Consider the following 25,493-nt stretch of genomic DNA (forward strand, 5'->3'; position numbering starts at 1 on the left):
TATATATCCATTGTTTTTCATATAAATCATTATAAATTGAATGTAGATTATGTAAAAAAATAAAACTAAAATTAAATAATAAAGTTATATTTTTTATAAATTTACCCATATAATTATAATGAAAAAAAATAAAAACATATGAGACAATATTTATTTAAGAGTCATTTTTTATTATTACATTTATTTTTATTACCCTTACTAATAAATTGTAAAAGTGCAAAGATGCAAAAACAAGAAAAAGTAATGGCTACAAAAACTCCAAATTCTTCTAATCATAAAATAAACAAAATATTAGTTTATTTAGGTGATAATAACGAAGAGAAATGGCAACTAGTTACTATTAATGATCAAAATGCTCAGGATCTTTATACCCATGTTCCTGTAATGAGATTTGATGAATCTTGGAAACAAATTTATGGATTAGCAGAATGCAATAAATTTACAGCATATTATAAAAGAGATAGCACTCAATTATCTATTACAAGATTATCTTCTACTGATCAAGTTTGCAGTAATACTAATGAATCTATGTTTTTAGATGTATTACAGAATATAAATGAAATTTCAGAAGATGTAAATTTACTTTATCTTTTAAATAATGGAAAAGTGATGTTAACATTCAAAAAAATTAATGAATAAAATTTTAGTTGGTCTTTAGCATTTATGCGTGTATTAATTCAGAATATTTATAATAGTGTTCTTAATATATAAATGGGAGGTTTGATTAAATCTTATAATAAATTATGGAGAATAGATAAAAACATAATTGAGAGACTTAATCTTAATTTCTAAAAAATGAAGCTCTTTATTTAAAAATATATCTGGTTTATACTAAAAATAAAAACATCCAATATAGAATATATAGGTCGTATTCTTTAAATTACAACAAAATAAAACATATTAAGGAGATTCTTAATGAGGGAAATTTTGATTGTTTCCAAAAATTTTATACCAATGATATAAAAACAAAAAATTGACCAGATAATGTAGAATTATTAAAATAAAAATAATAAAATGATTTTAGCAATCGATGTATATTATATAGAAAATCGAGCAAAAACTGTAGGCATTTTATTTGAGGATTGGACAGTAGCTAAAGCAGATATTAATGCAATTGTTACTGATTATATAGAAAATGTTGCTCCTTATCAATCTGGACAGTTTTATCAACGAGAATTACCTTGCATCATGTCACTACTTGCTAAGATTGATTTGAGTGAAGTAAATACTATCGTTATTGATGGTTATGTATATTTGAATGAAGGTAAATTAGGTTTAGGCGGACATCTTTATAATGAATTAAATCAAACAATCCCCATTATTGGAGTAGCTAAAAAGTCTTTTTCAGGCAATAGCCAATATTTAGTTGAGTTGTTGCGTGGGGAGAGCAAGCATCCTTTATATGTTACAGCAATAGGTATGCAATTAGAAACGGCTGCTGCAAATATAAAATTAATGGCAGGTAAATATCGTATGCCTGATATATTAACTTTTATGGATCAACAAACAAAGCTATTTAAATCAGAATAAATTTATCTTTTAGTTTTGATAGGGAGTGTAAATATGACATATGAAAATAATAATGCATCAATAGTAATACCTACAATAATTATAAATATATTCCTTTAATTTATATCATCTTGTTTTTATAAAAATAAATTGCAAAAACAAGACATATTATTATGCACTTTAGCGTCAATGTGGTTAATAATAAATTTTAAATAATTTATTTTAGATTATTATATTTTGAAAAAGCTACAGTTCTTCGATTAATTCGAGTTAATATTTCTTTGTAATTTTTATAATCAGTTCTTTTAAAATTAATTTTATTAGGGCATATTTTTTTTTCAGTAAATAAAGACCCTTTTATATGGTTGTTTTCTACAATAAATTTGAATCTAATAGCAAAGGTATAATTATTTTTAATCCTCAAATCTTTTTGAAAATACGAAATATAAGCATCAGATCCTAAAGGATATATGCGTTGTTCTTCAGAATAAATATCTGTAGGGTAATTGTACCTTTCAAGAATTTGTATCCCTCCTAACAACGACAGGTAATAAATAATTCCTGAAAGTTGTCTTAAATTTCCACCATGATCTTGAATTTTTTTATGATTTATATCTATTTTTTCAAATCCGTTTTTAGTTGCGGGTTTTCCTACAATTCTCCAGAAAGAGAAAACCTGATTAGGCAGAATAATATATTTTTCTATTTTATTTGCCGCTAATTTTAAATTTTGAATTTGACTTTGTTTAGTATAAGGTGAAATAAATTCTATGGGTTGAATAATAGATAATTCAAAAGGGCATTCCAATGTTTTTTTTAAATTTCGTTTTGCAAAAGAATATTTTGAATTAAAATCTTTATAAAATCTTTTGTAAATAGAAAAATATGAATTTACTAAAAGACAATATTTAGTAATAAAACTCATGTATTAATAAATATAAAAATGAAAAAATAACATTTTTTTAATTTATAAAATTAATAAGATATTTAAACACTATAAAATAATTAATTTATTTTTGTAACAGAATCAAATTAATGAAAACTGATTTTCTTTCTAAAATATATATTGTTTGTCCTGCTAATAGCACAACAGGAGGCCCGGAGGCATTACATCAGTTAAGTCATAAATTAAAAACGGTTTTAAATTATGATGTGAGAATGTTTTATACCAATAAAAAAAAAGGTCTAAATCCTAAACCAGAAATTTATAATATTTATTATACAAAAGAAACATCAGAAATTATAGATAAAGAAAATGATGTTCTAATTATTCCGGAATCGCTCACCTATTATATTTATAAATATACTCAGATCCAAAAAATTGTATGGTGGTTAAGTGTGGACTTTTATGCAATATGTATGAAAAACAGACATAGAGGATTAAATTTTTATGTAAGTAAATATATTTTGCGTAAAAAAGAAATAAAGGAATATTTGTTGGACGATCTTCCAAATGTTTATCATTGGGCACAATCATATAGATCTTATTTGTATTTATTAAAAAAAGGGATACCGGAAGAAAAAATTGCTCGAGTATGTGATTATATGAATCCTATTTTTATCAGTAAAGACAATCAAGAAGCAAACATTAATCATAAGGAAAATATTATTATATATAATCCCAAAAAAGGAAAAAAAGCAATAGATTCAATAAAAAAACAATCTAAGGGCTATCCTTGGATACCTATTCAGGGAATGACTCCGTTACAGGTTTCTAATTTGATGAAAAAGGCAAAGTTATATATTGATTTTGGTTATAATCCGGGTAGAGATAGAATGTTAAGAGAATCAGCATTAATGAATTGTATCATAATATCAGGAACCGGAGGTTCTTCTAAATTTATCCAAGATTTAAATATACCAGATAAGTATAAGTTTGAATATTCAAAAGCTAAAATTCTAGAGATTGTAGCTAAGATTAAGGAAGTATTAAATAATTATGATACCTGTATTTCAGATTTTAATACCTATAAAGAGGAAATAATAAGTGAAGAAAAACTATTTGAAAACCAATTAAGAAAATTTTTTAATGAATAAGATTATATCCGTAATAATTCCTGTATATAATGTAGAAAGATATTTAAGCCGATGTATAGAAAGTGTAATTAATCAGACTTATAGAGATTTAGAAATAATATTAATTGATGATGGTTCAACAGATTCTAGCGGTACTATTTGTGATGATTATGCACAAAAGGATTCTCGGATAATAGTTATCCATCAAAAAAATAGAGGTCTTTCAGCTGCTAGAAATTCAGGGTTAGATATTGCTAAGGGCGATTATATTGGATTTGTAGATTCTGATGATTTTATTTCTTTAAATTTTTACAAAATATTATATGATGCACTAAATGAAACTAATAGTGACCTTTCATTTTGTAAAGTAGAAAAATTTTTAAATATACAGGATATTAAAGAAGATTTAAATTCATATATACCCAAAGAATATAATAGTATTAATTTTATAGAAGAATTTACTTATGCAAAAGATACAGTATATTGTGTGGTTGTTTGGAATAAGCTTTATAAAAAATACTTGTGGAACACTTTAAGATTTCCTGAAGGAAAAATCTGTGAAGATGAATTTGTTTGGTATAAATGCATTTTCAATTCAAAAAAAATATGTGAAATAGATTTAGCTATGTATTATTATTTTATTAGAGAAGATAGTATAATAAATAAAAGCTATATTGAATTTCCTTTAAAAAAAGAAATAGCTTATTTAGAGGCATTGGAAGACAGAATAAAATTTAGTAAAGAAAATAAATTAAATAACTTTTTAAAGAGAACTATTGAATATAGAAATAAGCTATTAAGAAAAATTTATATTACTACTCCTAAAGATAAAGTACCTTTGTATATAAAAGAACAGTTAAAAAATAATATGAAAAATATTTCTTTTATAAAAAAAATAAAAATTTATTTAAAAAATATTTCTTAAATGTATTCATATTCTATAATCATTCCCCATAAAAATATACCGGATTTATTAAAAAGATGTTTGGAATCTATCCCTATGAGAGAGGATATTCAAATTCTAATAATTGATGATAATAGTGATTCAGATATAGTAAATTTTAATGAATTTCCCGGATTAAAAAGACAGAATACAGAAGTTTATTTTACAAAAGAAGGAAAAGGGGCAGGATATGCTAGAAACGTAGGTTTAACCCATGCAAAAGGTAGATGGATATTGTTTGCAGATGCAGATGATTTTTATAATCCGGGATTTTTAAATGCAATTGATAAATATAAAGATACAGATAATGATATAGTGTATTTTTTAGCCAATAGTGTTAATAACGATAATTTCAAGCCCGCTGAAAGGCATTTATATTTAGAAAAAACAAGAAATAAGTACTATAAAAAACTGAAATATAATAAGATAAAAGCAAAAGAAGAATTAGTTTATAAAAATTGGGAAGCCTGGGCTAAAATGTTTAGAAACGACTTTATAAAAAAAAATAAATTATCTTTTGAAGAAGTTAAAATAGGTGAAGATGCTCTCTTTGTCATTAAAGCAGGGGAATTATCAACTAAATATGTTGCAGATAATTTTCAACTTTATTGTATAACATATAGACCTAATAGTTTGAGTTTTAAATTAGATAATGAAAGCGATTTTGATGAAGGATTTTATGCTAAAATTAGAATAAATAACTATTTTAAAAAAGTAAAAAAATATAAGTTTATAAATGCTTTAGACAATGATATTTTAATGGCATATAACTATGGGGGAATAAAGAAAATGCGAAAGGTTATGAAAATAGCTAAAGAAAATGATAATAAAATACGTTCAAAAACATATAAAAAATATATGAGTTTATATTTTAAAAATTTATTCCGTAAAAATTAAATATATTATAAATTTTTGATTATCTCAGAAAGTTGTTTAGTTAATTTTTTTCTGTGAAATCTTTTGATATCTTGGGATGAAAAATAACAAATATTGTTTTTCCATTTTTCATATTCACTTAAAATAAAAAATTTCAATTTATCATAATCTTGGTAAGTGAAATGTTTACCAGCCTGTGTTTCGTTTAAAATTTTTTTAACATCTGCATTTTCAGGACCTATAGATATAATTTTTTTTCCTGTAGCCAAATACTCAAATAGTTTTCCCGGAATAATTCCTTTTGATTTTTTTCTATCAAAATTGGTAATAAGCAAAAGGGTAGAATTATTCATTTCTGAAATAGATTCTTGATGAGATAAATATCCTTTATTTATTATAATGTTTTTTAGAGGAGACACTTGTAATTCATCTAATATAGAATTTGCAATCTTACCCACAAATTTTAATTCAAAATCATTTTTAAAATCAGAATGTTGAGTAATTAGTTCATTTAATACTTTCCAAAGATTGTTAGGATTTCGTAAAGTTTCCAACATACCTATATAAGAAAGAGTAAATTTTGAGGTTTTAATACTTTCAGGAAGTATTTCTGAATCAAAGCCATTGGTAATACACACTACATTTTTAGCCCCTAATTTTATAAAATTTTCTTTGTCAGTATAACTGGTTGAAAGAATTATATCGGCTTGATTCATAACTTGCTTTTCTAACTTTTTATGTTTTTTGTCGGCAAAAGAAGTTAGTTTCAGCTCAGAATAATATGAAATATCAGTCCAAGGATCTCTAAAATCTGCAATCCATTTTAAATTAGGAATTTTGTTTTTTAGTTTCATTCCTATTAAGTGCATACTATGAGGAGGACCTGTAGTTATTAATATGTTAATTTTATTTTTTTGTAAATATTCTGATAGAAATTTAACAGAAGGAGCTATCCAAAATTTTCGGGCGTCAGGAATAAAAAAATTTCCGCGTATAAATACAGATGCTTTAGATAAAAAACTCTGTTTTTTATTAGTTTCAAATTGCCCTGCTTTAAAATCTTTGTTATTTTTAGTTAACTTTTCAGCTATTTTATAGGGTTCCCAAATAGGTTGTTTTACTATTTTTACTTTAGGGTTTATTTCTTTTTGTAAAGACAGATCTATTATGGGATAGGAGGGGTTTTCTGGAATGTATACATAAGGCTCATAACCAAAATCAGGTAAATATTTAGTAAATTTCAGCCATCTCTGTACTCCTGGTCCTCCTGCCGGAGGCCAGTAATAAGAAACAATTAAAACCCTATTTTGCATTTTAAAGAGATATTGATAATTTTTTAAGTTTCTTTTTATAATCCCAAACTAATAAGGCTACACTTAAAATAATGAAAATTGAAAAAGAAATAAGAGTAATAATTCGACCTTTATAAATAACAGGAGGATCAAAGGTAAAGTTAATAGTATGATTTCCAGCCGGTATCTTTAGTGCTCTTAAAATATAATTGGCCCTATAGATAGGTACTTCTTTTCCATCTATGGTTGCTTTCCATCCGTGAGGATAATATATTTCAGAAAAAACACCCAATTTTTCACTTTTGTTATGGGTAGCATAGATTAAATTATTAGGTTCATATTGTTTCAGTTCTATATAAGAAAGAGTGTCGGTGGATTTTGCAAATTGTAGGTCTTTTTGAAAATTTTTATTAAGTATTGCCTGTCTTTTAGTATTTATTTTTCCTATTTGGGAGATTTCTTCATTGGCGTTATTTGCAAAAAATATTTCATTTACAAACCAGGCATTTCCATTGTTATTGGGGTTAGGTAATGCATGGATTACAGAATCTGCGGTAATAATATATTTGGTATTTAACATGTCTAGAATAGGTAAATTAAGGCTATCAGAAAAATAAAAATCTATTAAATCCTGATAACGTCTTAATTTAGCTCCGTGATATCCACCTATAGATTGATGAAAATATGAAGTGTTAGTTTCATTAAATGGGCTTAAAAGTAGGTTAAATACTCTATATTGAGAAGGGTCTTTTTGTTTAATTTCATCTAAAACCTGATTAACAGGAACGGTATTAACTATTCTGGCCACCGCAGGGTCTGTTGCTGCCAACTGTAACTGGCTTTCACTTACTTCTGTAGGGAAAGGATTTTTATAAAGTTGGCGGTCTACGAAATTTTCATCATTTAAGTAACGTTTATCAACTCCCCAAAGGTCTACAAGGCATAAAAAAGTAATAGTGAAGATTATATATTGTGGACGAATTTGTGTTTTTTGAGGAATATATAAAATTATTGCAGTAAGTAAGACAAAAATAAAAGTTCTTAATGTGTCTGCCTGAAATAGAACAAAACGTTCTTTTCGTATTATTTCAAGAAATGTATTATTTATTTTTTCTCCTTCAATTTTTGTATGGAAATTAAATAAATTCATACCAAAAAAATAAAAGATTAGAAGAAGTCCAAGTATAATCGCAGAAGTAGTGAGTAAAACTTTCTTTTTATATTGCATACTCAGAGTTTCATCTTTAAAATAAGAATATATGCCCAATAATGCAAATAAAGGTATGGTAAATTCAGCAATAACTAAAGCTGAAGAAACGGCTCTGAATTTATTATATAAAGGAAAATGTTCTATCATGAAATTAGTAAATATTCCAAAATTTTTTCCCCAGGCAAGTAAAAAACTTAATATAGTAGCTCCAATTAGCCACCATTTATACCTTCCTTTATAATAGAATAAAGCTAAAATTGCTAAAAAAACCACTATAGCCCCTTCATAAGCAGGTCCGGATGTACCAGGTTGTTCTCCCCAATATGAGCCACTAAAGGAACTAGCTAAAGATTGTTGCAATTCTCTAGAATCCTTTTCAGAATTTATATTTTGCTGTAATTCTGTTTGTAAATGTTCTTGATTAAAAGCTTTTTCATTATTTCCTCCTCCCATAAAATTAGGAATAAATAAATTAGCTGTTTCTAGTATTCCATAGCTCCAATGGGTTATATAGTCATTATCTAAACCATGATTGATTTCTTTATTATTTTTATTTATTGTTAATTCTGATTTACCACGGGTTGTTTCTTTAGAATATTCGTAGGTAGAAAGCAGTCGTGAAGAATTCATCCCTACTGATAGTAAAATGGAAATTATAAAAAAACAAGTAGAGATAAAAAAGGATTTAATTGTTTTTTTTCTAATAGCATGTATAAGTTCTACTATTCCAAAAATGCCTAAAGCAAGAAATAAATAATAGGTCATTTGGGGATGATTGGCAGCTATTTGAAGGGAGAGAAATATGGTAGTAAGAATAAATCCCCATATATATTTTTTTTGATATAAAAGATATACACCGGCTATAAAAGGAGCAAAATAGGCTATAGTATGTACTTTTGCGTTATGCCCTGCTCCGATGATAATAAAGAAATAAGTAGAAAAAGAAAACATGATACTCCCCAATAAAGCATATTTCCAATTCTTTAACCATACCATACCTAATAAAAAGAAACCACTCAGAAGTAAAAATAAATAACATGCAGGAGCCGGGAAATACCTTAAAATTTTGTCAATATTTTTTATCACATCAGAAGGATACGCGGCTCCCATCTGATATGTAGGCATACCTCCAAACATGGAATTACTCCAATAGGTATCTTTACCGTGAGCTTTTCGATATTCTTCTAATTCATGAGCTCCTCCTTTATAATGAATAATATCTGGTTGTGAAATATATTTACCGGATAATAATGGGGTAAAATAAGCAAAAGAGATGATGATAAATAATATCAAACATCCTAACACAGGCAATAAATATTTATTCTTTTTCATTGTCTTTTTTATCTACTTCTTCGTAATCTATAGTTTCTGCATCCCAGTTTATTTTTTTTTTAATTGAAGATGAAGAGTTATTTTTTTGTGAAGGGTTATTTTTATTGTTTATATTGGTATTATTAACATTAGTGGAATTACTAAATAATTGATTTAAAAATTTAAATATAAAATATGCTACTATTGCAAATAATATAAATTCTAATAATTTTCCCATATCAAAAATATATTAGAGAATTAGTTAATGTAAGTATTATTTTCTGTTTTTTGTATTACCTGTTCAGATTCATTTCCTTTTTTTGCTGATCTTGTTTCAGTTACAGTTATATTAAAATTAGCATTAGAAATCCAACCGGAGTTTTTATTCATAATAATTTTCCCGTTTTGACTTCCTTTAACAGAAATTTTATAGGTTACTCCATCTATAACTTTCGAATCTGATTTAGAAGGAATGATACCTTGTACTTTAACTTCAGCACTTTGATCATTAACTTGAATCAATTGATTATATCCCTGATTCTTCCTTGAAGGATCATTATTCCACTTTTCGCCAATTTTTAATCCTTTAGTTGGAAACTTCATCATAGAATTTTCAAATTGGGTTTTAAAAGTTTCCGCGTTAAATCCCTTTTTAAAAGCTAAAACAAAATCATCCAGTTGCTTTCCTTTTAAGTCTCCTGATAAAGAATTTTTTGCTTTTGTATAGATAGCATCTAATCCTTTAATATTTGATAAATTTCCATAAACATCCATATCTACAGTAAAACTTACCTCACTTATAGCCTTATAAATTTTCCACATTCTTGCCTGGTTAGGATCTGTAGGCTGTTTTCCATGAGTATCAAAAGTAAATTCTTTTCCTTCTGCTTTAGTAATAATTTTTTTACCTCCCATTTTAACCTCTAATGTATATTTATTGTCTTTGGTATCTGTAACCTTGAAATTTATGGGATCATACGTCTCTTGAGTCATAGATTGACTTTTACCTCTAAAAGTTATTGTTTGTTTGTTTATTTCTTTAGAATTAAAAGAATAAGTTTTACCTACTTCTAAATTATATTTTAAGTGATATAAACTATCTTTGTCCTGATATATTCCTGTTTCTATTATTTTAGAGGATGAATTTTTATCAGATGTGGATATTTGAGATTGATTTTTATTTTTTTGAGTATTTTTAATATTTGAATTATCTATAAGTTTAGACTTTTCTTCATTTTTACAAGCAGTTAAAAATAGTAATAATGAATATGCAAAAATTATTTTTCTCATTTATAAATTTTTCCGCAATTTACTAAAGATAATTTTCATTTAAATAAAAATGAATAAAAAGGTTAAATATTTAACAGCCTGTTAGGAAAATACTAATTATTTACTGATTATAATTTGTAATAAGATTATATAACCCAAAAACAAATTCTTAATTTTACACTTTTAATTTGTAAATTGTTGAAAATTCGTTTTAAAATATCTCAATTAAGTGATGAAGAACTTTTAAGAAAATATAAAGAAACATTAAATTCTGAGTATTTTGGAGTACTTTATAATAAATATATACCCTTAATTTATGGTCTTTGTCTTAAATATTTAAAAGATGATGAAAAAGCACAAGATGCTGTAATGCAAATATTTGAAAACTTAGTTACTAAAATTATAAATTATTCAATTTCCAATTTTAAAACTTGGATATATTCGGTAGCAAGAAATCATTGTTTGCAAGAAATTAGAGCTATAAAAAAAGAAATTTTCACAGATTTTAATGAAGAATCTATGGAATCTGTAGAAATTTTGTATCTATTAGATGAACAAAATGAAGATCAAAAGTTTTCTATATTAAAACAATGTATAGAAAAGTTACCGGAACCTCAGCGAATTAGTATAGAAAAGTTTTTTTTTAAAGAAAAGTCATATGCAGAAATTGTTATAGAAACTAAATATCATTTGAAAAGTGTAAAAAGTTATATCCAAAATGGAAAAAGAAATTTAAAAATTTGCATGGAAAAAAATTCAAAGTGAAAAATCTAAAAGATTACATACAAGGAAATAGAAAAGGAAAAAAAGCTCATGATTTGGAAAGAGAAGCTATGCAGGATCCTTTTTTGCAAGATGCTTTAGAAGGATATGACTTAGTAGAGGGAAATCATATTAATACTATAGATAAATTAAAAAGCCAAATTTTAAAAAAAACAGAAAAGAAAAAAATATATACTTATTATTATTATATAGCAGCCAGTATTATAATTTTATTTTTTATTGGAGCTTATTTCTTTATGAATAATACAAATAAAGAAAACAAAGTGTTTGCTAATCATACAACGTCTAAAAATGAAGTAATAACAAATGAAATTCAAGAAAATAAAAAAAATGAAAATCTAGATACCAAAGGTTCTTTCGAAAAGGAAAATAAAGTGTATAATAAGTTATTTATATCTAAAAATAAAAAAAATTTAAAAATAGATGAGGAGAAAAAAGATAATAATTTAGAAACTCTTAGTTTAGCCTTGCAAAATAATTCTATCTATTTGGAGCAATCGTTATCTGATTATAGAATGAAACATGCAGATAATGCTATAACTTTTCCTTCTAATATTGATAATAATGAGAAGAATAAAATTCAAAATTTAGACACTCTAAGTATAGCTTATCATAATAATTCGGTATATTTTGACCATCCATTATCTGCTCAGGGAATGATACAGATAGACAAAACTATAAGAACTTCTCCCTCTTTATCAAAAAATTTAGAAAATGAGAAATATGATAATAAAAAAGATTCAAACTTAGATTTAGATTCTAAAAAAATAAATCGACTGTCATTAATAGGTAAAAACACCTCAAAAAGTGAGAAAGGTAATAGTCAAAATAATAAAGATCAATTATTAGGATCAATAAATGTCGATAGATTTTCGGAACTTCAGGAGTATGACGCAGTTCCGGTTATAGGAGACAAACTTTATAAACTATATTTAAAAGATCACATGCACTTATTTAAAAATAATAAATGTAAATCTGATAAAGGAGATATTGTTATTAGTTTTTCAGTTTCGGAACAAAGGAGACCTTATAATTTCATTATAAATAAATCACTATGCTCTGAAATAGATGAAAAATTAATAGATTTAATAAAAAATGGTGCAGATTGGAAAGGTAAAAAAGGAAAAGTATATTTTACCAAGTGAGATAACAATGTGATTATTTAATAAAATTAATGGGACTTTGTAGATTTTTGTAATTACTTAAATCTGCTTTTAAGGAACCCACTGCAAGTTCCGCTTTTATTTGTATCGGTATATGATTAACATCATCTGTAACCCACATAGTAACACTTTCTTTTTCTTTAAAAACGCGTCCAGAAAGTACATATGGTCTTAATTTAATACACTTAACTTTTCCAAAATTTGATTTTATAGTTTCTCGTGATAAAATTTTTAATTTAAAATTTAATATTTCATAATCTAAAAAAATATTAAGACTTATAAAGTCTCCAGATTTATAACCATCTGTATTCATATTTCTTAAATAATAAAAAGCTGAAAGCATATCGTGAATCTCTCCTGTATATGTATAATATTTGGATGTTTTATCACTCTCGTTCGTATATGTAATTTTTTTATTGATATGGTCAATTGTCATAGATTGATTTCTTACGTAGGAACTTTCTCTTATTTTCCTGATAAATTTGGAAGAAAGAAGAGTGACTTTATCCATGTAAGTTTCATATCTATCTTCAACCTTAAAAAATAATTTAGCTGATCCGGTAGAATAACCTTCTCCTACTACATGATAGTGGGGCTTTCCGTTATAATTAGTTTCACTGGTAGTTAACGTAGCATATCCTGCATTTATTAACATATAATGAACTCTGTATCTTAAATATTCTCCATTATTTAATTCCGAAGCAGGAAAAAGTGTTTCAGTAGAACTAGCTGTTACAAGTAAAAAAGTTGAAAATAAAAAAATAAAAATTATAAAAAACTTTTTCATGAACGAAATTTAATAACAGACAAATGTAATAATTTAAATAAAATAGAAAAAATTAAAATCTAAACTAAACTTCTATCTCTAATTAAAATATTATTTTAAGCAGATATATTAACTACTTCAGTTATTTCAGGCGCATATTTTTTTATGGTTGCTTCTATTCCTAATTTAAGAGTGCTTTGATTCACAAAACAACCATTGCAAGCCCCTGTAAGTTTTACTTTTACAATATGATCTTTTACCTCAATAAGTTCCACATTTCCACCATCGGAAATTAAAAATGGACGTATTTCTTCCAGTGCTTTATTTACCTTATTTAAAATCGTATTTGACATAATTAATGCTTTATTGAGTTGAACATCCGGCCATAGTTGTTATTCTTACCGCTTCTGTAGGAGGTAAATTTTCATTTCTTTTAACTAAACTTTGTACCATTTTTTTACAAATATTTGAATATATATTAGAAATTATTTCATTGTCTTGTAAAACAGCAGGTCTTCCATAATCAGAAGCTTCTCTAATAGATTGTATAATAGGTATTTCTCCTAAAAAAGGTATTTCAAGACTTTCTGATAGTTTTTGTACACCTTTTTTTCCAAACAAGTAATATTTGTTATCTGGTAATTCTTTAGGAGTGAAATAAGCCATATTTTCAATTAATCCTAATACAGGTACATTAATTTCAGGCATTTGGAACATACCAAGACCTTTTTTTACATCAGCTAATGCAATGTGCTGAGGGGTGCTTACAATAACAGCCCCTGTTACTGGTACTTCTTGCACTATGGAAAGATGAATATCTCCGGTTCCGGGAGGTAAATCGATTAAAAGAAAATCTAACTCTCCCCAATTGGAATCATGTAATAACTGATGTATAGCTTTAGAGGCCATTGCTCCACGCCAAACTACAGCCTGATTAGAACCCGCAAAAAAACCAAGAGAAAGCAATTTTACCCCATAACTTTCTATAGGTTCGATTTTATTTTCTTTTGATATAGGCTTTTCATTAACAGCATCAAACATAGTAGGGATCGAAGGCCCATATATATCAGCATCTAATAACCCTACTTTAAATCCCATTTTAACTAAAGCTATTGAAAGATTTGAAGCGACTGTGGATTTTCCTACTCCACCTTTACCTGAAGCTATAGCTATGATATTTTTAATTTTTGGAATATTTTTTCCTTTTTTAGTTTCCTTTTCAGGAACTTCTACTATTATATTTAATTTTAAATGAATATCTTTTCCAAACTTTTCTTCAAATGCTGCCTGCATAGCCACTTCCATTCTCTTTTTTTCGTGCATTGCAGGAGAGTGGGAGAGCATATCTATCATTACAGTGTCTCCCATAATTTGTATATTTCTAATTAGATCATCAACTTCTATTTCCTTTAGATATTTCTTGATTTCGTCTTTACTAATCATCACTATGTCTTTATAAAATTATAAATAAATGTATTTTACAAATTTACAAATCTTATAGGATTAATAAAAACTCTTTTAGAAAGAAAATAAATAATATAATAAAGAAATTCTATATTCTTAAGTATTACAAACTAAAATAGAAGTAAAGTATTAAACATTAATGAATTAATTAAAATATATAAGATAAAGAAAAAGCAAAATTTGATGTATTATTAAATTTAGAATAATCTTTATATACATCTGTAAGTCCGTAATTATATCGGAAATTTATTTCAAATGTCCTATAAAAAGCAACACCGGCTCCTAGTCCTATAGAAATATCTGTATTCCCAGCCTTTGCATATCTTAGATGATCTTTTTCTTTGTTTTTTTCATGAATTAAATACCCTATTTGAGGACCTATTTCCGCAAAAAGCTCACTATTTCCATAATTGCTTATCGGAATAAGTTCAGATAAATAATATTTAATCATTATAGGAATATTAATATAATCCTGAAAATATTTGTCATCCCCATCATATTCACCTTGTTGTGAATATAAAATTTCAGGTTTTATAAACAAATTTTCATTGTATTTATTAAAAGGAATTTGTAAAAATCCTCCAAAAGCTATTCCACAGTCTCGTGTATCAGAATGCGCATGTATGTCTATAACGTTAGTGAACTGTAAACTCCCTTTTAAACCAAAACGTACTTGTGATTTAACTGAAATAATTATACTTAAATGTAGTATAATAAAAAATAGTTTTTTCAATGTGTTGTTCTTTTTATCTGTTAATCGTGCAAATTTAGAGTTTTGTATTAAAAAAATGTAATTAATATGTGTTTTTTTTGTTAATAATTTTAATATTTTTGATTAATATAATATATTATTAAAAAATAATAATAAAATATTGTTAAATATGTATTTTTAAATAAATGAACAAAAATTAATTTAAATTAATAAAAATACATATAGTAATGTTTGTGATTTTAATTTAGTTTATGAAGGAAAAATTGAAATTATATAATATGAAGTCTATTCGTATTTGGAATTTCAGTTTTATTATAATCAATATATATTATAAAATATTATATATCTATTTTAATATAATATTAATTTGTGATATTATAGTAAATTGATAGTCTGATATCTGGTAATAATTTTGATTGATCATTTTTAATTATTATCTATTATCCATAAATACACAATAGCAATTAAAGATTTTTAAACATAAATGACTATTTTAGCAAAATACAATTTAATCATTTGAATGAATGTTTAATGCAGAAATTTATTTTCATTTCGTCAAGTAAAGTCTAGATATATATTTTTGTATGAGATATAGATTTTAGATGTTAATTAGTGATTTTGGTTGGTTTATTTAAAAATATAATTATATTTTGAAAGAACTTTAATTTAAGGTTAGAAAATGGTATTAGTAACAGGAGGTACAGGACTATTGGGCACTTATTTTTTATTGCAATTAGTACGATTAAATAAGAAAGTTAGAGTATTGTTACGTCATAATGCCCCTAAGCATGAAGTTTTAGAATTGTTTAAAATTTATGAACCTGAAAAATATTTACAATTTTATAATTCATTGCAATGGGTAGAAGGTGATTTATTAGATATATCATCATTAATAATTGCATTAGAAGGAGTTACACATGTATATCATATTGCAGGAAAGGTTTCTTTTGATGAAAATCAAAAAGATGAATTATATAAAGTAAACGTAGAAGGAACAAAAAATATAATTAATATTAGTATTGAAAAGCAAATAGAAAAATTTTGTTTTATCAGTTCAATCGCTACATTAGACATAATACCAGGGCAACCCTATATTGATGAAAAAGCTGAATGGAATTTTAAAAATATACATTCCTCTTACGCAAGTTCCAAATATGCTGCAGAAATGGAAGTTTGGAGAGGTTCTCAAGAAGGTTTAAAAGTAATAGTAGTAAATCCGGGAATAATCCTTGGATCCGGAAATTGGGAGAGAAGCAGTGGTTTTTTATACGATATGGCAATGACTAAAAATGCATTTTATCCATCAGGACTTTCAGCTTATATTGATGCAGAAGATGTAAGTAAAATAAGCATACAATTAATGGATAATAATTCTATTTTTAATGAAAAATATATATTAGTTAGTGAAAATGCCACTTATCAAAAAGTTTTTCAGATTTTAAGAAAATACTTTAATAAAAAACCGCCAATTAAAATTTCAGATTTTTGGTTATCTAAAATTGCATTATTTTCTCGCATATTACCGATTAAGAAAAAATTAAATAAAGCTACATTTTTAGCTTTAACTTCTAAAACGGAATATTGCAATAAAAAAATTAATGAAACATTAGGCTTTACATTTACACCATTAAAAAAATCATTAGAGTTTCACGCAAATAATTACTTACACTATAAAAAAATAAAAAATGACTGAAAAAGACTTTATTTCTGATTATAAGTATAATCTTGTAGATAAAGGAAAAATAGAATCAAAATGTGGTTCAAATATAGCATTGATAAAGTATTGGGGGAAATATTATCCACAATTACCAGCCAATCCGTCTATTAGTTACACACTTTCTGAAAGTTTTACCCAAACAACGATAAATTTTGAAAAAACTGCAAAGTTTTCTGTTCAGGTTTTTTTAGGGAAGCATTTTAACGAAAAATTTAGTAAGAAAATTGAAAAATATTTTTTGTCAATAAAACCATATCTACCATTTATTGATAAGTATAAATATATAATTAACACTACAAATTCTTTTCCTCACAGTAGTGGTATAGCATCTTCAGCATCAGGTTTTGGAGCTATAGCCGATTGTTTAGTTAGAATGAGTACACTTTTAGGAGAAAAAAATAATGAAGAATTTAATAAAGTTAAAATTTCATTTTTAGCAAGATTAGGTTCTGGAAGTGCTTGCCGTTCTGTTTATAAAGGATTGGTAGTTTGGGGAAAACATAAAACAATTCCGGGAAGTTCGGATTTATATGCTATACCTTTTCCGTTTGAAATATCTCCTGTTTTTAAAACTATTCAGGATACCGTATTACTAATTCATGAAGGAGTAAAAGAAATTAGCAGTACATTAGGACACGATTTAATGAAAGATCATCCATATGCAAAGACAAGATTTACGGAAGCAAGAAAAAATCTTTCTGAATTAACAATGGTGTTACAAAAAGGAGATTTAGAAACTTTTGGCAGAATTGTGGAGCATGAAGCTCTTAGTCTTCATGCGATGATGATGACTTCATTTCCGGCATTTATTTTAATGAAACCGGAAACATTAGCCGCAATAAAAAAAATATGGGAGTTTAGAAAGGATACAAGACATCATCTTTATTTTACATTAGATGCAGGGGCTAATATACATTTGCTATATCCAGAGGAGGAAAAAAATGAGATATTTCCATTTATAAATAATGAACTAATAATATATTCAGAAAATAATAAATTAATAAAGGATAAGGCTTATTTTTAAAAATTTAAAAAATAAGAAATCATAAAAATTAGATAGTAAGAATGATTAGCTTTCTTTGATATAACGAAAAAATATTCAAAATCACTTGCATATATAAAACAAAGTATTACCTTTGTTACATTAAGATAAATAACCTTATTAAAATAAAAAAAATATGAACAAGTCAGAATTAATTGATGCAATTGCAGCTGATGCAGATATTACTAAAGCAGCAGCAAAAAAAGCTTTAGATTCATTTTTAGCAAATGTAACTAAATCACTAAAAAAAGGAGATAAAGTTACTTTAGTTGGATTTGGAACTTTTTCAGTTTCTGAAAGAAGCGCAAGAGAAGGTATTAATCCTCAAACTAAAGCTAAAATTAAAATCCCAGCTAAAAAAGTTGCTAAATTTAAAGCCGGAGCAGAATTATCTTCAGCAGTAAACTAATTTTATTAATGAAAAAATAAAGGATTATTTTGTTATAATCCTTTATTTTATTTAATAAATATTCTTAACTGTTGGAAATTTGTGAGTTTTTCTTTTTATTGGTTAGATATTTTTTTGTTTTATTAATGGTCAAAGGAACTAAATAACTTAATGCAATTAAGGCAATTTTGCCAGGAATGCTTTTTTTATTTATAAATTTTGATAAAATTTTTTCGGAAATAAAACCTATTCCCGTATTTACTGATAAATTTAAAAAATTAGGGTTTTGAATAAGTCCCCATGTTTTATCTTTAATATTATTTGCCAACATCCCTAATGTATTAGGCAAATTTTCTAAAGATACAGATTTTTCAATATCATTAATTTCTTGCTTTAAAATTCTTTTTCTTAGCAAAAAATCTTCATAACTATATTTTTCATTAGTCTTTGTCATCATTTGCATTTTCTTTGTAATTTAACTGAAACTCTAAAATTTTACGCATAGTATATTTTCTTAGTCTGTTGTAATTTAAAAGTAAAACAAAGAATGCAATTAAATAGAATAAAGAAAAAATTAGTATACCTAAACCTGTATTTCCCAATAGTTCCCCTATAAGTAGTCCTATAGCAAAGCTAAAAAGAAAGAAAAACATCATGACAAGGGTGAGAATAATAAAAACATAGATTAATATACTAACTAAATTAGAAGTTTGCTCCATTAATTCAAGCTTTAATAATTCAATTCTTTTTGCAATATAATTTTTTATAATTCCCACCATAGTTTAAAGGATTTAAATAAATAAAAAAGAGTCAGAATAATTATTTGACCCTCTTTATAAAAATATATTTATTTTTTAGCTAAATCGTTATACTCTTCTGTAAGATTATCTACAACATCATCTTTTCTCTTTTGAAACTCTTTTTTATATTTATCATAGCCTCCTTTCAATTCATGTTTATATTTATCATAGGTGTCTTTAAGGTTATCACTTAAATCTTCTACTTTTCGTTTTAATTTTTTACGTGTATTTTTACCTTTATCTGGAGCCATAAGAACTCCTGCTAAAAGACCTGCAGCAGCACCTAATATTATACCTGTTAGAATGTTTTGTGCGTTTTTATTTCCCATGATAATATGATTTTATTAATTTACAAAATTTTATTTTTTTCTTGTTACTAACAAATTTAGTCAATAAATTTGTCAACACCAAGAATAATATAAAAAATTATGCCAAGTTTTCTTTTTAATTGTTTAGTATTAAAATCTTAATTAATTACCTATGCATAATTAAAAATAAATTTATTTTTTAAAATAAAAGTCCAATAATACTTAAATTTTACAAAATTTAAGATCCATTACCTGCATTTAATTCTTGTTTTTTTAAATTAAGTTATGAAAAATTCACAAATAAAATCATGATAATTATCCAAGAAAATATAAACATAGAATCATTTACCACATTTAAGGTTCCTGCATTTTGTAAATATTTTGTTAAAGTAAATACAGTAGAAGAATTAAATGAAGCGTTGGATTTTTGTGATGAAAAGAAAATTTCTTTATTAGTTTTAGGTGGGGGAAGTAATGTTTTATTTACAAAAAAATTTAATGGTTTAGTCGTACAATTAAATTTGAAGGGATTAAAAATAAATGAAGAATCTCATCAACATATCATAATATCTGCAATGGCAGGAGAATACTGGCATAGTTTTGTGAAATATTGTGTAAATCACAATTATGGTGGTTTGGAAAATTTATCACTTATCCCAGGGAATGTGGGTACTTCTCCGGTACAAAATATTGGAGCCTATGGAGTAGAAATAAAAGATACGTTTAATTCCCTTTTAGCTCTTAATATATCTACAAGGAAAATAGAATCTTTTAGCAATAATCAATGTGAGTTTGGTTATAGGGATTCTATTTTTAAAAATATAGCAAAAAATAAATATATAATATTAGAAGTAAGGTTTAAATTAACAACAAAAAATCATATTCTTAATTATTCATATGGAGCTATAAAAGAAGAATTAAATAAACATAAAATAGTAGAACCGACTATAAAAGATATTAGTAAAGCAATAGTTAATATACGTAGGAGCAAACTACCTGATCCTATGGTATTAGGAAATGCAGGGAGTTTTTTTAAAAATCCTACAATACCTCTGTATAAATTTAAAAACATACAGAAAATATATTCCGAAATTCCACATTATATATTATCTCATAATACAGTAAAAATTCCGGCTGCTTGGCTTATCGAAAAAGTTGGTTGGAAAGGAAAAAAAGTTGGAAATGTTGGGGTTCATGAAAAACAGGCTTTAGTATTAGTTAATTATGGTGGAGGAACCGGAGAAGAAATATATCAATTATCCGAACAAATAATAAGAGATGTTAATAAGTTATTTGATATTCTTTTAGAAAGAGAAGTAAATATCATTATTTAAATTTTAATTTTGTTGAAAATATGAAGATATTACTCTATCCTTTTGCTAGTATATACTGGTTAGTCACTTATATAAGAAATAAGTTTTTTGATTGGGGATTTTTAAGGTCCAAAAAATTTAATAAACCTGTAATTGTTGTAGGTAATTTAAATGTAGGAGGAACCGGAAAATCACCCTTTGTTATTTATTTAATTGAATTATTAAAAGATAAAGGATTAATAGGTGTGATAAGTCGCGGATATGGAAGAATAACCAAAGGATATTTTTTTGCTAATTATAAAACAACTTTTGAACAAATAGGGGATGAACCTATGCAGTTTTTTGAACGTTTTCGAAATAAAATTGTAGTTGGAGTCGATGAAAAAAGAGTACATGGAATAAATAATTTTATAAAAGATTTCAATCCGGATATTTTTATATTAGATGATGCCTTTCAACACCGTTATGTAAAGGCAGGATTATATATTTTACTGACCGATTATCATTCTCCTTATTATGAAGACCATCTTTTACCCTTAGGACGTTTACGGGAAGGAGTTTATGGAGCTAAAAGAGCAAAGATCGTTGTAGTAACAAAATGTCCCGAATTCCTATCCTCAGAAGAAAAGAAAATAATAGAAAGAAAACTAAAATTACAAACTTATCAATCATTATTTTTTTCTAAAATAGTTTATGAAGATAAAATCAAATCTTATAATTTTACCCTCAATATAAAAGATATATCGCATTATAAAGTGTTGTTAGTAACAGGGATAGCCAATTGTAATAACATTTTGGATTTTGTTGAGCAACATTTTAAATCTATAATCCATTTACAATTTAAAGACCATCATAATTTTACAGAATTTGATATAGAAAATATACAAAAATCCTATCAAAAAATAGAAGGAGATAGGATAATTCTTACTACAGAAAAAGATTATATGCGATTAAAATGTTTTCATCAATTTAGAGATAATTTATATTATTTGCCTATAAATATTGAATTAGATAGACCTGAAGAGTTTTATGAACTTGTAAATTCATATCTGAAAAAAAATAAGTAATTTTAAATAAAATAAATTAAAAATTATGTTATATTTATTAAAATAACTGTTTATGAATAAAAAAATATTATTTTGGATTTTTTTTACTATAGGAATATTTTGGATAGCCGGGGTAAGTTATTGGTATATAAGTGAAGTAGAAAATTTAAATTTTAACAATATTCATTGGAATGAAAACTTCTCAAGTAAAGACCCTTCAACTCAGGCATTTTTTAGAGGAGTATTATGGGTAATCGTACCATTAATAATAACAGCATTTATATTTTATTTCATGGGCTTATTTTTTGGTAAAAAAGCAGAGGATAATTTGCATATAATAGAACAAGAAAATGAGAAATTAAAAAATAAATTAGCACAACATGTTAATAAATTAGAGGATATGAAAGTGCTTTATACCGGAGGAATTATTGAAAAAAGAAAAAAACATATAAAAAACGAGAAATCTAATGAGGAAAAATATAATTTTACAGATACTCAGCAGATAAAAGGGGAAATACTTGAAAATAAAGAAATTTCATCCTCTATTATTAAAGATGATTTGAAGATTATAGAAGGTATTGGAGAAAGGATTGAGTTTTTTTTAAATGAAAACGGAATATATACTTGGGAACAATTAGCTTCAACAACAGAAGAAAAATTAAAAAATATTTTATGGATTTATGGAGGTGATTCCTATAAAATTCATGATCCCTCTTCTTGGCCGGAACAAGCAAATTTAGCCTCGAATAGAAGATGGGACGAATTAAATCATTTAAAAGAAATAATAAGAAAAAAAATTAACTAATGAGGCTATTTTAAGAGGAATTATAATGAGTATAAAACGGTTTAAAAATTTTATAAAATCAGAAGCAGAATTTAAAAATTATATACATGAAAATCATAACTTTAATGACAATGTCATACAAAATATAGATTTTGTTATACTGAAGGTTGATTGGTCCCAATTTACTTTTAAAAATACCATATTCATAAATTGTGATTTATCTCAAGAAGATTTTATTTATTTGACTAAACAAGGTGTTTTTATATACCCTAAGTTTAAAGAACTTCCATACAAACCCACACGTAAATCTTTGTATACTTGGAAAGAGTTAATGAATAAAGAACCTGAAGATAACATTACACAAGACGAAAAAATCTATGCTCATTTTAATCAAACAAGATTCAATCCCTCTATGGATGAGGCTCTTACACAAAGAGTACATGATTATAGTATAGATAATGGGTTGAGAGAGTTATTAATGTTTGATGATGAAGGAATGACAGAGAAAAAAAGTGTAGGTTTTATGGGGGGACACTCTTCCTCCAGAAAATCTGAATATTATATAAAAACAGCACAATCTGCAAGGCTCCTTGCTAAAAAAGGTTATTATATTGTAAGCGGAGGTGGACCCGGAATTATGGAGGCAGCAAATTTTGGTGCTTATATGGCTTCATATTCTGATGATGAATTTAATGATGCTTTAAAAATTCTTTCAGATTTAGATACCTGCCAACAGGAATATTTACATCCTAATTACAAGGAACAAGCGTTAAAAGTAATACAGAAATATCCTGCGGGAATGGAAAATTTAGCAGTTCCTACTTGGTTTTATGGGCATGAACCCAGCAATGTATTTGCCTCTCATATTGCAAAATATTTTTCTAATAGTATAAGAGAAGATATTTTATTAGCTATTTGCTTATATGGAGTAATTTATGCACCTGGAAGTGCAGGAACCACTCAGGAAATTTTTCAAGAAGCAACTCAAAATCATTATGGAACCTATGGATATTATAGTCCTATGGTTTTTTTGAGTAAAAAAAGATATGTGGAAGATACTTCATTATACTCCACCTTACATCAATTAGCTGTGGGAACAAAATATAAAGATTTACTTTTTTTAACAGATGAACCGGAAGAGGTATTAAATTATATACAAAATCACCCACCCATAAAAAAAGAAAATTAATTTTTGGTAGAAAGAAAAATTATTGTATATTTGCACTCACAAACATCGCGGGATGGAGCAGTAGGTAGCTCGTCGGGCTCATAACCCGAAGGTCACAGGTTCGAGTCCTGTTCCCGCTACTAAACTAAAAGTCAATTATTTGTAAATCAGATAATTGACTTTTTTATTTCCCAAAACTTTCCGAATATTCTAATTTTTCGTATCGAAAAACAATGTCTTTATGGGCTAATGATAATAAAGATTTTACCTAGAATTCAATGTAAAGTAGATAATATAAGATAATTTGAACATTCTGCTAGGTTCTTTATTATAATGAAAAATTAATGATTTTAATAGACTTAATGTTACAAAATTTTCTAAATGCCTTATTTTTTATTGAACTAATTTTATTAAAATAGAGTTTGACTAAATTCTTATAATTTCTGTAATTATAATTAGGGGTATCTAAAATGACTAAAGTTGTAATCCTTAGATAATTGATGCTAAAAAAGTAAGGAATTAATTCAAATTCCTAAACTGAATAGGGGGAATGCCTGTTTTTTGCTTAAACAGTCTTGTAAAATGTTGCGGATATTTAAAACCTAATTCATAGGCAATTTCACTGATAGATTTATTGTTTTCAAAAATTCGTTCTTTGGCTATATTAATTACTTTAGATTGTATATATTCTTGCGCTGATAAACCGGTTTCTTTTTTAATTAAATCGCCAAAATAATTAGCTGATAAATGAAGTTCCTCAGCACACCATGCGACAGATGGTAAACCTATATTTTGTGGTTTATCCGAAAGGAAATAATTATTCATTAAAAGTTCAAAACGCTCTAAAATTCCTTTATTTACATTATCTCTTGTAATAAATTGACGATCATAAAATCGTGTACAATAATTTAAGAACAATTCAATATTAGATATAATCAGTTGTTTACTATGTTTATCAATAGCATGTTGTAATTCATATTCAATTTTTGAAAAACAATCCTGAATAATCTTTCTTTCCTGTTCAGACAAATGCAAAGCTTCATTAACAGCATAAGAGAAAAAATGATAATTACCTATATTTTTTCCGAGTGAGGTTCCTGCAATTAAATCATGATGGAATACTAATGCTATGCCTTGTGGCTGATAATAATTATTTTCGCTTTGCCCGATTACCTGATTAGGAGCAAGAAAAATTAACGTACCTTCTTCATAATCATAATTACTTAATCCATAACGAAGGTCACCACAGAAAATTTGTTTCAAAAATATAGTATAAAAACCATAGCGCAAGCGTTTAAGTTTTCTTGGTTCAGCCTTATATAAATGAACCACACTTACCAAAGGATGCAACGTCTTATTGTTGTTGAAGGTATTATATTCTTTTATTGTATTAAAATTTAGAATATCATTCATTATTTACCTCTTTTAAACTAACAAAACAAATTTACAAAATCATTTACCTTATTTCACGCTATTGTTCTTCAATCTGTAATATTGGTAGATAAAAACGTAATTGATATAAATAAGTAGCTTTTAATATTTCGAAATTTGTATAATTAAAAAGAGAGAAAAAACCATTGAAAATAATTAATCTTATAATTATAATAATTTCT

27 protein-coding genes and 1 tRNA gene are annotated in these 25,493 nt (G+C 26.0%); 15 read left to right on the forward strand and 13 right to left on the reverse strand.

The window, feature by feature from the left end:
- The first annotated feature begins 222 nt into the window (after window positions 1–222).
- Together C4S76_RS08360 and C4S76_RS08365 are read left to right on the forward strand one after the other, a co-directional pair.
- Entirely contained in the window at window positions 223–639 is a 417-nt protein-coding gene (locus C4S76_RS08360) for an META domain-containing protein (RefSeq protein ID WP_181044090.1), read from the forward strand.
- Between the two features lie 375 nt (window positions 640–1,014).
- Window positions 1,015–1,530, forward strand: coding sequence for an endonuclease V (locus C4S76_RS08365; protein WP_105194024.1), 516 nt, complete (start codon window positions 1,015–1,017; stop codon window positions 1,528–1,530).
- A gap of 196 nt (window positions 1,531–1,726) precedes the next feature.
- On the opposite strand, the gene C4S76_RS08370 is transcribed toward C4S76_RS08365, so the two are convergent.
- The gene (locus C4S76_RS08370; RefSeq protein ID WP_105194025.1) at window positions 1,727–2,434 is read right to left on the reverse strand and encodes a VanW family protein; all 708 of its coding nucleotides are present in this window, start codon (window positions 2,432–2,434) and stop codon (window positions 1,727–1,729) included.
- Window positions 2,435–2,544: 110 nt separating this feature from the next.
- Between C4S76_RS08370 and C4S76_RS08375 the strand changes: the two genes are divergently transcribed.
- The 3 genes from C4S76_RS08375 to C4S76_RS08385 are packed head-to-tail and all read left to right on the forward strand — an operon-like array spanning window position 2,545 to window position 5,365.
- On the forward strand, window positions 2,545–3,546 hold the full coding sequence (locus C4S76_RS08375) for a hypothetical protein (protein WP_105194026.1): 1,002 nt from the start codon (window positions 2,545–2,547) through the stop codon (window positions 3,544–3,546).
- Window positions 3,539–4,450, forward strand: a complete 912-nt coding sequence (locus C4S76_RS11925) for a glycosyltransferase family 2 protein (RefSeq protein WP_221405001.1) — start codon at window positions 3,539–3,541, stop codon at window positions 4,448–4,450. Before C4S76_RS08375 ends, C4S76_RS11925 begins: the two co-directional genes overlap by 8 nt.
- On the forward strand, window positions 4,451–5,365 hold the full coding sequence (locus C4S76_RS08385) for a glycosyltransferase family A protein (protein ID WP_221405002.1): 915 nt from the start codon (window positions 4,451–4,453) through the stop codon (window positions 5,363–5,365).
- Window positions 5,366–5,370: 5 nt separating this feature from the next.
- Here the strand turns inward: C4S76_RS08385 and C4S76_RS08390 are convergent, their stop codons facing one another.
- Genes C4S76_RS08390 through C4S76_RS08405 form a run of 4 tightly spaced genes read right to left on the reverse strand, consistent with a single transcriptional unit; the run spans window position 5,371 to window position 10,447 of the window.
- Complete coding sequence (locus C4S76_RS08390) at window positions 5,371–6,657, reverse strand: glycosyltransferase family protein (RefSeq protein WP_105194027.1); 1,287 nt, start codon at window positions 6,655–6,657, stop codon at window positions 5,371–5,373.
- A 1-nt stretch (window position 6,658) separates the two neighbouring features.
- Entirely contained in the window at window positions 6,659–9,178 is a 2,520-nt protein-coding gene (locus C4S76_RS08395) for a YfhO family protein (RefSeq protein WP_105194028.1), read from the reverse strand.
- Window positions 9,165–9,395: a hypothetical protein gene (locus C4S76_RS08400; protein WP_105194029.1), complete on the reverse strand. Its 231-nt coding sequence runs from the start codon at window positions 9,393–9,395 to the stop codon at window positions 9,165–9,167. The genes C4S76_RS08395 and C4S76_RS08400 overlap by 14 nt, the downstream gene beginning before the upstream one ends.
- 20 nt (window positions 9,396–9,415) lie before the next feature.
- A complete protein-coding gene (locus C4S76_RS08405) occupies window positions 9,416–10,447 on the reverse strand; it encodes a DUF6263 family protein (RefSeq protein WP_105194030.1) in 1,032 nt (343 codons plus the stop codon).
- A 177-nt stretch (window positions 10,448–10,624) separates the two neighbouring features.
- Between C4S76_RS08405 and C4S76_RS08410 the strand changes: the two genes are divergently transcribed.
- Both C4S76_RS08410 and C4S76_RS08415 read left to right on the forward strand, forming a co-directional pair.
- Entirely contained in the window at window positions 10,625–11,191 is a 567-nt protein-coding gene (locus C4S76_RS08410) for an RNA polymerase sigma factor (RefSeq protein WP_221405003.1), read from the forward strand.
- Window positions 11,188–12,354, forward strand: a complete 1,167-nt coding sequence (locus C4S76_RS08415; protein WP_105194032.1) for a hypothetical protein — start codon at window positions 11,188–11,190, stop codon at window positions 12,352–12,354. The genes C4S76_RS08410 and C4S76_RS08415 overlap by 4 nt, the downstream gene beginning before the upstream one ends.
- Window positions 12,355–12,367: 13 nt before the next feature.
- Here the strand turns inward: C4S76_RS08415 and C4S76_RS08420 are convergent, their stop codons facing one another.
- The 4 genes from C4S76_RS08420 to C4S76_RS08435 form a co-directional block, all read right to left on the reverse strand.
- Window positions 12,368–13,159 (reverse strand): DUF3108 domain-containing protein, encoded by a 792-nt coding sequence (locus C4S76_RS08420; RefSeq protein ID WP_105194033.1) that lies wholly within the window; start codon window positions 13,157–13,159, stop codon window positions 12,368–12,370.
- 95 nt (window positions 13,160–13,254) lie between these two features.
- Window positions 13,255–13,491: a NifU family protein gene (locus tag C4S76_RS08425; RefSeq protein ID WP_105194034.1), complete on the reverse strand. Its 237-nt coding sequence runs from the start codon at window positions 13,489–13,491 to the stop codon at window positions 13,255–13,257.
- 10 nt (window positions 13,492–13,501) lie between these two features.
- Window positions 13,502–14,581, reverse strand: a complete 1,080-nt coding sequence (locus C4S76_RS08430) for an Mrp/NBP35 family ATP-binding protein (RefSeq protein ID WP_105194035.1) — start codon at window positions 14,579–14,581, stop codon at window positions 13,502–13,504.
- 169 nt (window positions 14,582–14,750) lie between these two features.
- Window positions 14,751–15,335 (reverse strand): porin family protein, encoded by a 585-nt coding sequence (locus C4S76_RS08435; RefSeq protein ID WP_181042845.1) that lies wholly within the window; start codon window positions 15,333–15,335, stop codon window positions 14,751–14,753.
- Between the two features lie 658 nt (window positions 15,336–15,993).
- On the opposite strand from C4S76_RS08435, the gene C4S76_RS08440 reads away from it, so the two are divergent.
- The 3 genes from C4S76_RS08440 to C4S76_RS08450 all read left to right on the forward strand — a co-directional run bounded on the left by C4S76_RS08440 (window position 15,994) and on the right by C4S76_RS08450 (window position 18,482).
- The gene (locus tag C4S76_RS08440) at window positions 15,994–17,007 is read left to right on the forward strand and encodes an SDR family oxidoreductase (protein WP_105194037.1); all 1,014 of its coding nucleotides are present in this window, start codon (window positions 15,994–15,996) and stop codon (window positions 17,005–17,007) included.
- Window positions 17,000–18,055, forward strand: a complete 1,056-nt coding sequence (locus C4S76_RS08445) for a diphosphomevalonate/mevalonate 3,5-bisphosphate decarboxylase family protein (RefSeq protein ID WP_105194038.1) — start codon at window positions 17,000–17,002, stop codon at window positions 18,053–18,055. Before C4S76_RS08440 ends, C4S76_RS08445 begins: the two co-directional genes overlap by 8 nt.
- A 154-nt stretch (window positions 18,056–18,209) precedes the next feature.
- Entirely contained in the window at window positions 18,210–18,482 is a 273-nt protein-coding gene (locus C4S76_RS08450; protein WP_105194039.1) for an HU family DNA-binding protein, read from the forward strand.
- A gap of 64 nt (window positions 18,483–18,546) precedes the next feature.
- Here C4S76_RS08450 and C4S76_RS08455 read toward each other — a convergent pair whose 3' ends face one another.
- The 3 genes from C4S76_RS08455 to C4S76_RS08465 form a co-directional block, all read right to left on the reverse strand.
- Entirely contained in the window at window positions 18,547–18,918 is a 372-nt protein-coding gene (locus C4S76_RS08455; protein WP_146105717.1) for a hypothetical protein, read from the reverse strand.
- Window positions 18,902–19,240 (reverse strand): phage holin family protein, encoded by a 339-nt coding sequence (locus tag C4S76_RS08460; RefSeq protein ID WP_105194041.1) that lies wholly within the window; start codon window positions 19,238–19,240, stop codon window positions 18,902–18,904. Before C4S76_RS08460 ends, C4S76_RS08455 begins: the two co-directional genes overlap by 17 nt.
- 68 nt (window positions 19,241–19,308) lie before the next feature.
- Entirely contained in the window at window positions 19,309–19,590 is a 282-nt protein-coding gene (locus C4S76_RS08465) for a YtxH domain-containing protein (RefSeq protein WP_105194042.1), read from the reverse strand.
- Window positions 19,591–19,880: 290 nt separating this feature from the next.
- Here C4S76_RS08465 and murB point away from each other — a divergent pair, with 290 nt between their 5' ends.
- The 5 genes from murB to C4S76_RS08490 all read left to right on the forward strand — a co-directional run bounded on the left by murB (window position 19,881) and on the right by C4S76_RS08490 (window position 24,020).
- Window positions 19,881–20,903, forward strand: coding sequence for a UDP-N-acetylmuramate dehydrogenase (gene murB, locus C4S76_RS08470; protein WP_105194128.1), 1,023 nt, complete (start codon window positions 19,881–19,883; stop codon window positions 20,901–20,903).
- A gap of 20 nt (window positions 20,904–20,923) precedes the next feature.
- The gene (gene lpxK / locus C4S76_RS08475) at window positions 20,924–21,949 is read left to right on the forward strand and encodes a tetraacyldisaccharide 4'-kinase (protein WP_105194043.1); all 1,026 of its coding nucleotides are present in this window, start codon (window positions 20,924–20,926) and stop codon (window positions 21,947–21,949) included.
- Window positions 21,950–22,001: 52 nt separating this feature from the next.
- Complete coding sequence (locus C4S76_RS08480; protein ID WP_105194044.1) at window positions 22,002–22,733, forward strand: hypothetical protein; 732 nt, start codon at window positions 22,002–22,004, stop codon at window positions 22,731–22,733.
- A 25-nt stretch (window positions 22,734–22,758) separates the two neighbouring features.
- A complete protein-coding gene (locus C4S76_RS08485; RefSeq protein ID WP_221405004.1) occupies window positions 22,759–23,901 on the forward strand; it encodes an LOG family protein in 1,143 nt (380 codons plus the stop codon).
- Window positions 23,902–23,947: 46 nt separating this feature from the next.
- A tRNA-Met gene (locus C4S76_RS08490) sits at window positions 23,948–24,020 on the forward strand.
- 379 nt (window positions 24,021–24,399) lie between these two features.
- Here the strand turns inward: C4S76_RS08490 and C4S76_RS08495 are convergent.
- Window positions 24,400–25,293, reverse strand: coding sequence for a helix-turn-helix domain-containing protein (locus C4S76_RS08495; protein WP_105194045.1), 894 nt, complete (start codon window positions 25,291–25,293; stop codon window positions 24,400–24,402).
- Window positions 25,294–25,493 lie beyond the last annotated feature (200 nt).

Source organism: Apibacter adventoris, assembly GCF_002964965.1.
Taxonomy (GTDB): Bacteria; Bacteroidota; Bacteroidia; order Flavobacteriales; family Weeksellaceae; genus Apibacter; species Apibacter adventoris.

Excerpts from the sequence above, each read along its gene's own strand:
- C4S76_RS08360 (WP_181044090.1), top strand. The coding sequence starts at position 223 with ATGCAAAAACAAGAAAAAGTAATGGCTACAAAAACTCCAAATTCTTCT.
- C4S76_RS08365 (WP_105194024.1), top strand. The coding sequence starts at position 1,015 with ATGATTTTAGCAATCGATGTATATTATATAGAAAATCGAGCAAAAACT.
- C4S76_RS08370 (WP_105194025.1), bottom strand. The coding sequence starts at position 2,434 with ATGAGTTTTATTACTAAATATTGTCTTTTAGTAAATTCATATTTTTCT.
- C4S76_RS08375 (WP_105194026.1), top strand. The coding sequence starts at position 2,545 with ATGAAAACTGATTTTCTTTCTAAAATATATATTGTTTGTCCTGCTAAT.
- C4S76_RS11925 (WP_221405001.1), top strand. The coding sequence starts at position 3,539 with ATGAATAAGATTATATCCGTAATAATTCCTGTATATAATGTAGAAAGA.
- C4S76_RS08385 (WP_221405002.1), top strand. The coding sequence starts at position 4,451 with ATGTATTCATATTCTATAATCATTCCCCATAAAAATATACCGGATTTA.
- C4S76_RS08390 (WP_105194027.1), bottom strand. The coding sequence starts at position 6,657 with ATGCAAAATAGGGTTTTAATTGTTTCTTATTACTGGCCTCCGGCAGGA.
- C4S76_RS08395 (WP_105194028.1), bottom strand. The coding sequence starts at position 9,178 with ATGAAAAAGAATAAATATTTATTGCCTGTGTTAGGATGTTTGATATTA.
- C4S76_RS08400 (WP_105194029.1), bottom strand. The coding sequence starts at position 9,395 with ATGGGAAAATTATTAGAATTTATATTATTTGCAATAGTAGCATATTTT.
- C4S76_RS08405 (WP_105194030.1), bottom strand. The coding sequence starts at position 10,447 with ATGAGAAAAATAATTTTTGCATATTCATTATTACTATTTTTAACTGCT.
- C4S76_RS08420 (WP_105194033.1), bottom strand. The coding sequence starts at position 13,159 with ATGAAAAAGTTTTTTATAATTTTTATTTTTTTATTTTCAACTTTTTTA.
- C4S76_RS08425 (WP_105194034.1), bottom strand. The coding sequence starts at position 13,491 with ATGTCAAATACGATTTTAAATAAGGTAAATAAAGCACTGGAAGAAATA.
- C4S76_RS08430 (WP_105194035.1), bottom strand. The coding sequence starts at position 14,581 with ATGATTAGTAAAGACGAAATCAAGAAATATCTAAAGGAAATAGAAGTT.
- C4S76_RS08440 (WP_105194037.1), top strand. The coding sequence starts at position 15,994 with ATGGTATTAGTAACAGGAGGTACAGGACTATTGGGCACTTATTTTTTA.
- C4S76_RS08445 (WP_105194038.1), top strand. The coding sequence starts at position 17,000 with ATGACTGAAAAAGACTTTATTTCTGATTATAAGTATAATCTTGTAGAT.
- C4S76_RS08450 (WP_105194039.1), top strand. The coding sequence starts at position 18,210 with ATGAACAAGTCAGAATTAATTGATGCAATTGCAGCTGATGCAGATATT.
- C4S76_RS08455 (WP_146105717.1), bottom strand. The coding sequence starts at position 18,918 with ATGATGACAAAGACTAATGAAAAATATAGTTATGAAGATTTTTTGCTA.
- C4S76_RS08460 (WP_105194041.1), bottom strand. The coding sequence starts at position 19,240 with ATGGTGGGAATTATAAAAAATTATATTGCAAAAAGAATTGAATTATTA.
- C4S76_RS08465 (WP_105194042.1), bottom strand. The coding sequence starts at position 19,590 with ATGGGAAATAAAAACGCACAAAACATTCTAACAGGTATAATATTAGGT.
- lpxK (WP_105194043.1), top strand. The coding sequence starts at position 20,924 with ATGAAGATATTACTCTATCCTTTTGCTAGTATATACTGGTTAGTCACT.
- C4S76_RS08480 (WP_105194044.1), top strand. The coding sequence starts at position 22,002 with ATGAATAAAAAAATATTATTTTGGATTTTTTTTACTATAGGAATATTT.
- C4S76_RS08485 (WP_221405004.1), top strand. The coding sequence starts at position 22,759 with ATGAGTATAAAACGGTTTAAAAATTTTATAAAATCAGAAGCAGAATTT.
- C4S76_RS08495 (WP_105194045.1), bottom strand. The coding sequence starts at position 25,293 with ATGAATGATATTCTAAATTTTAATACAATAAAAGAATATAATACCTTC.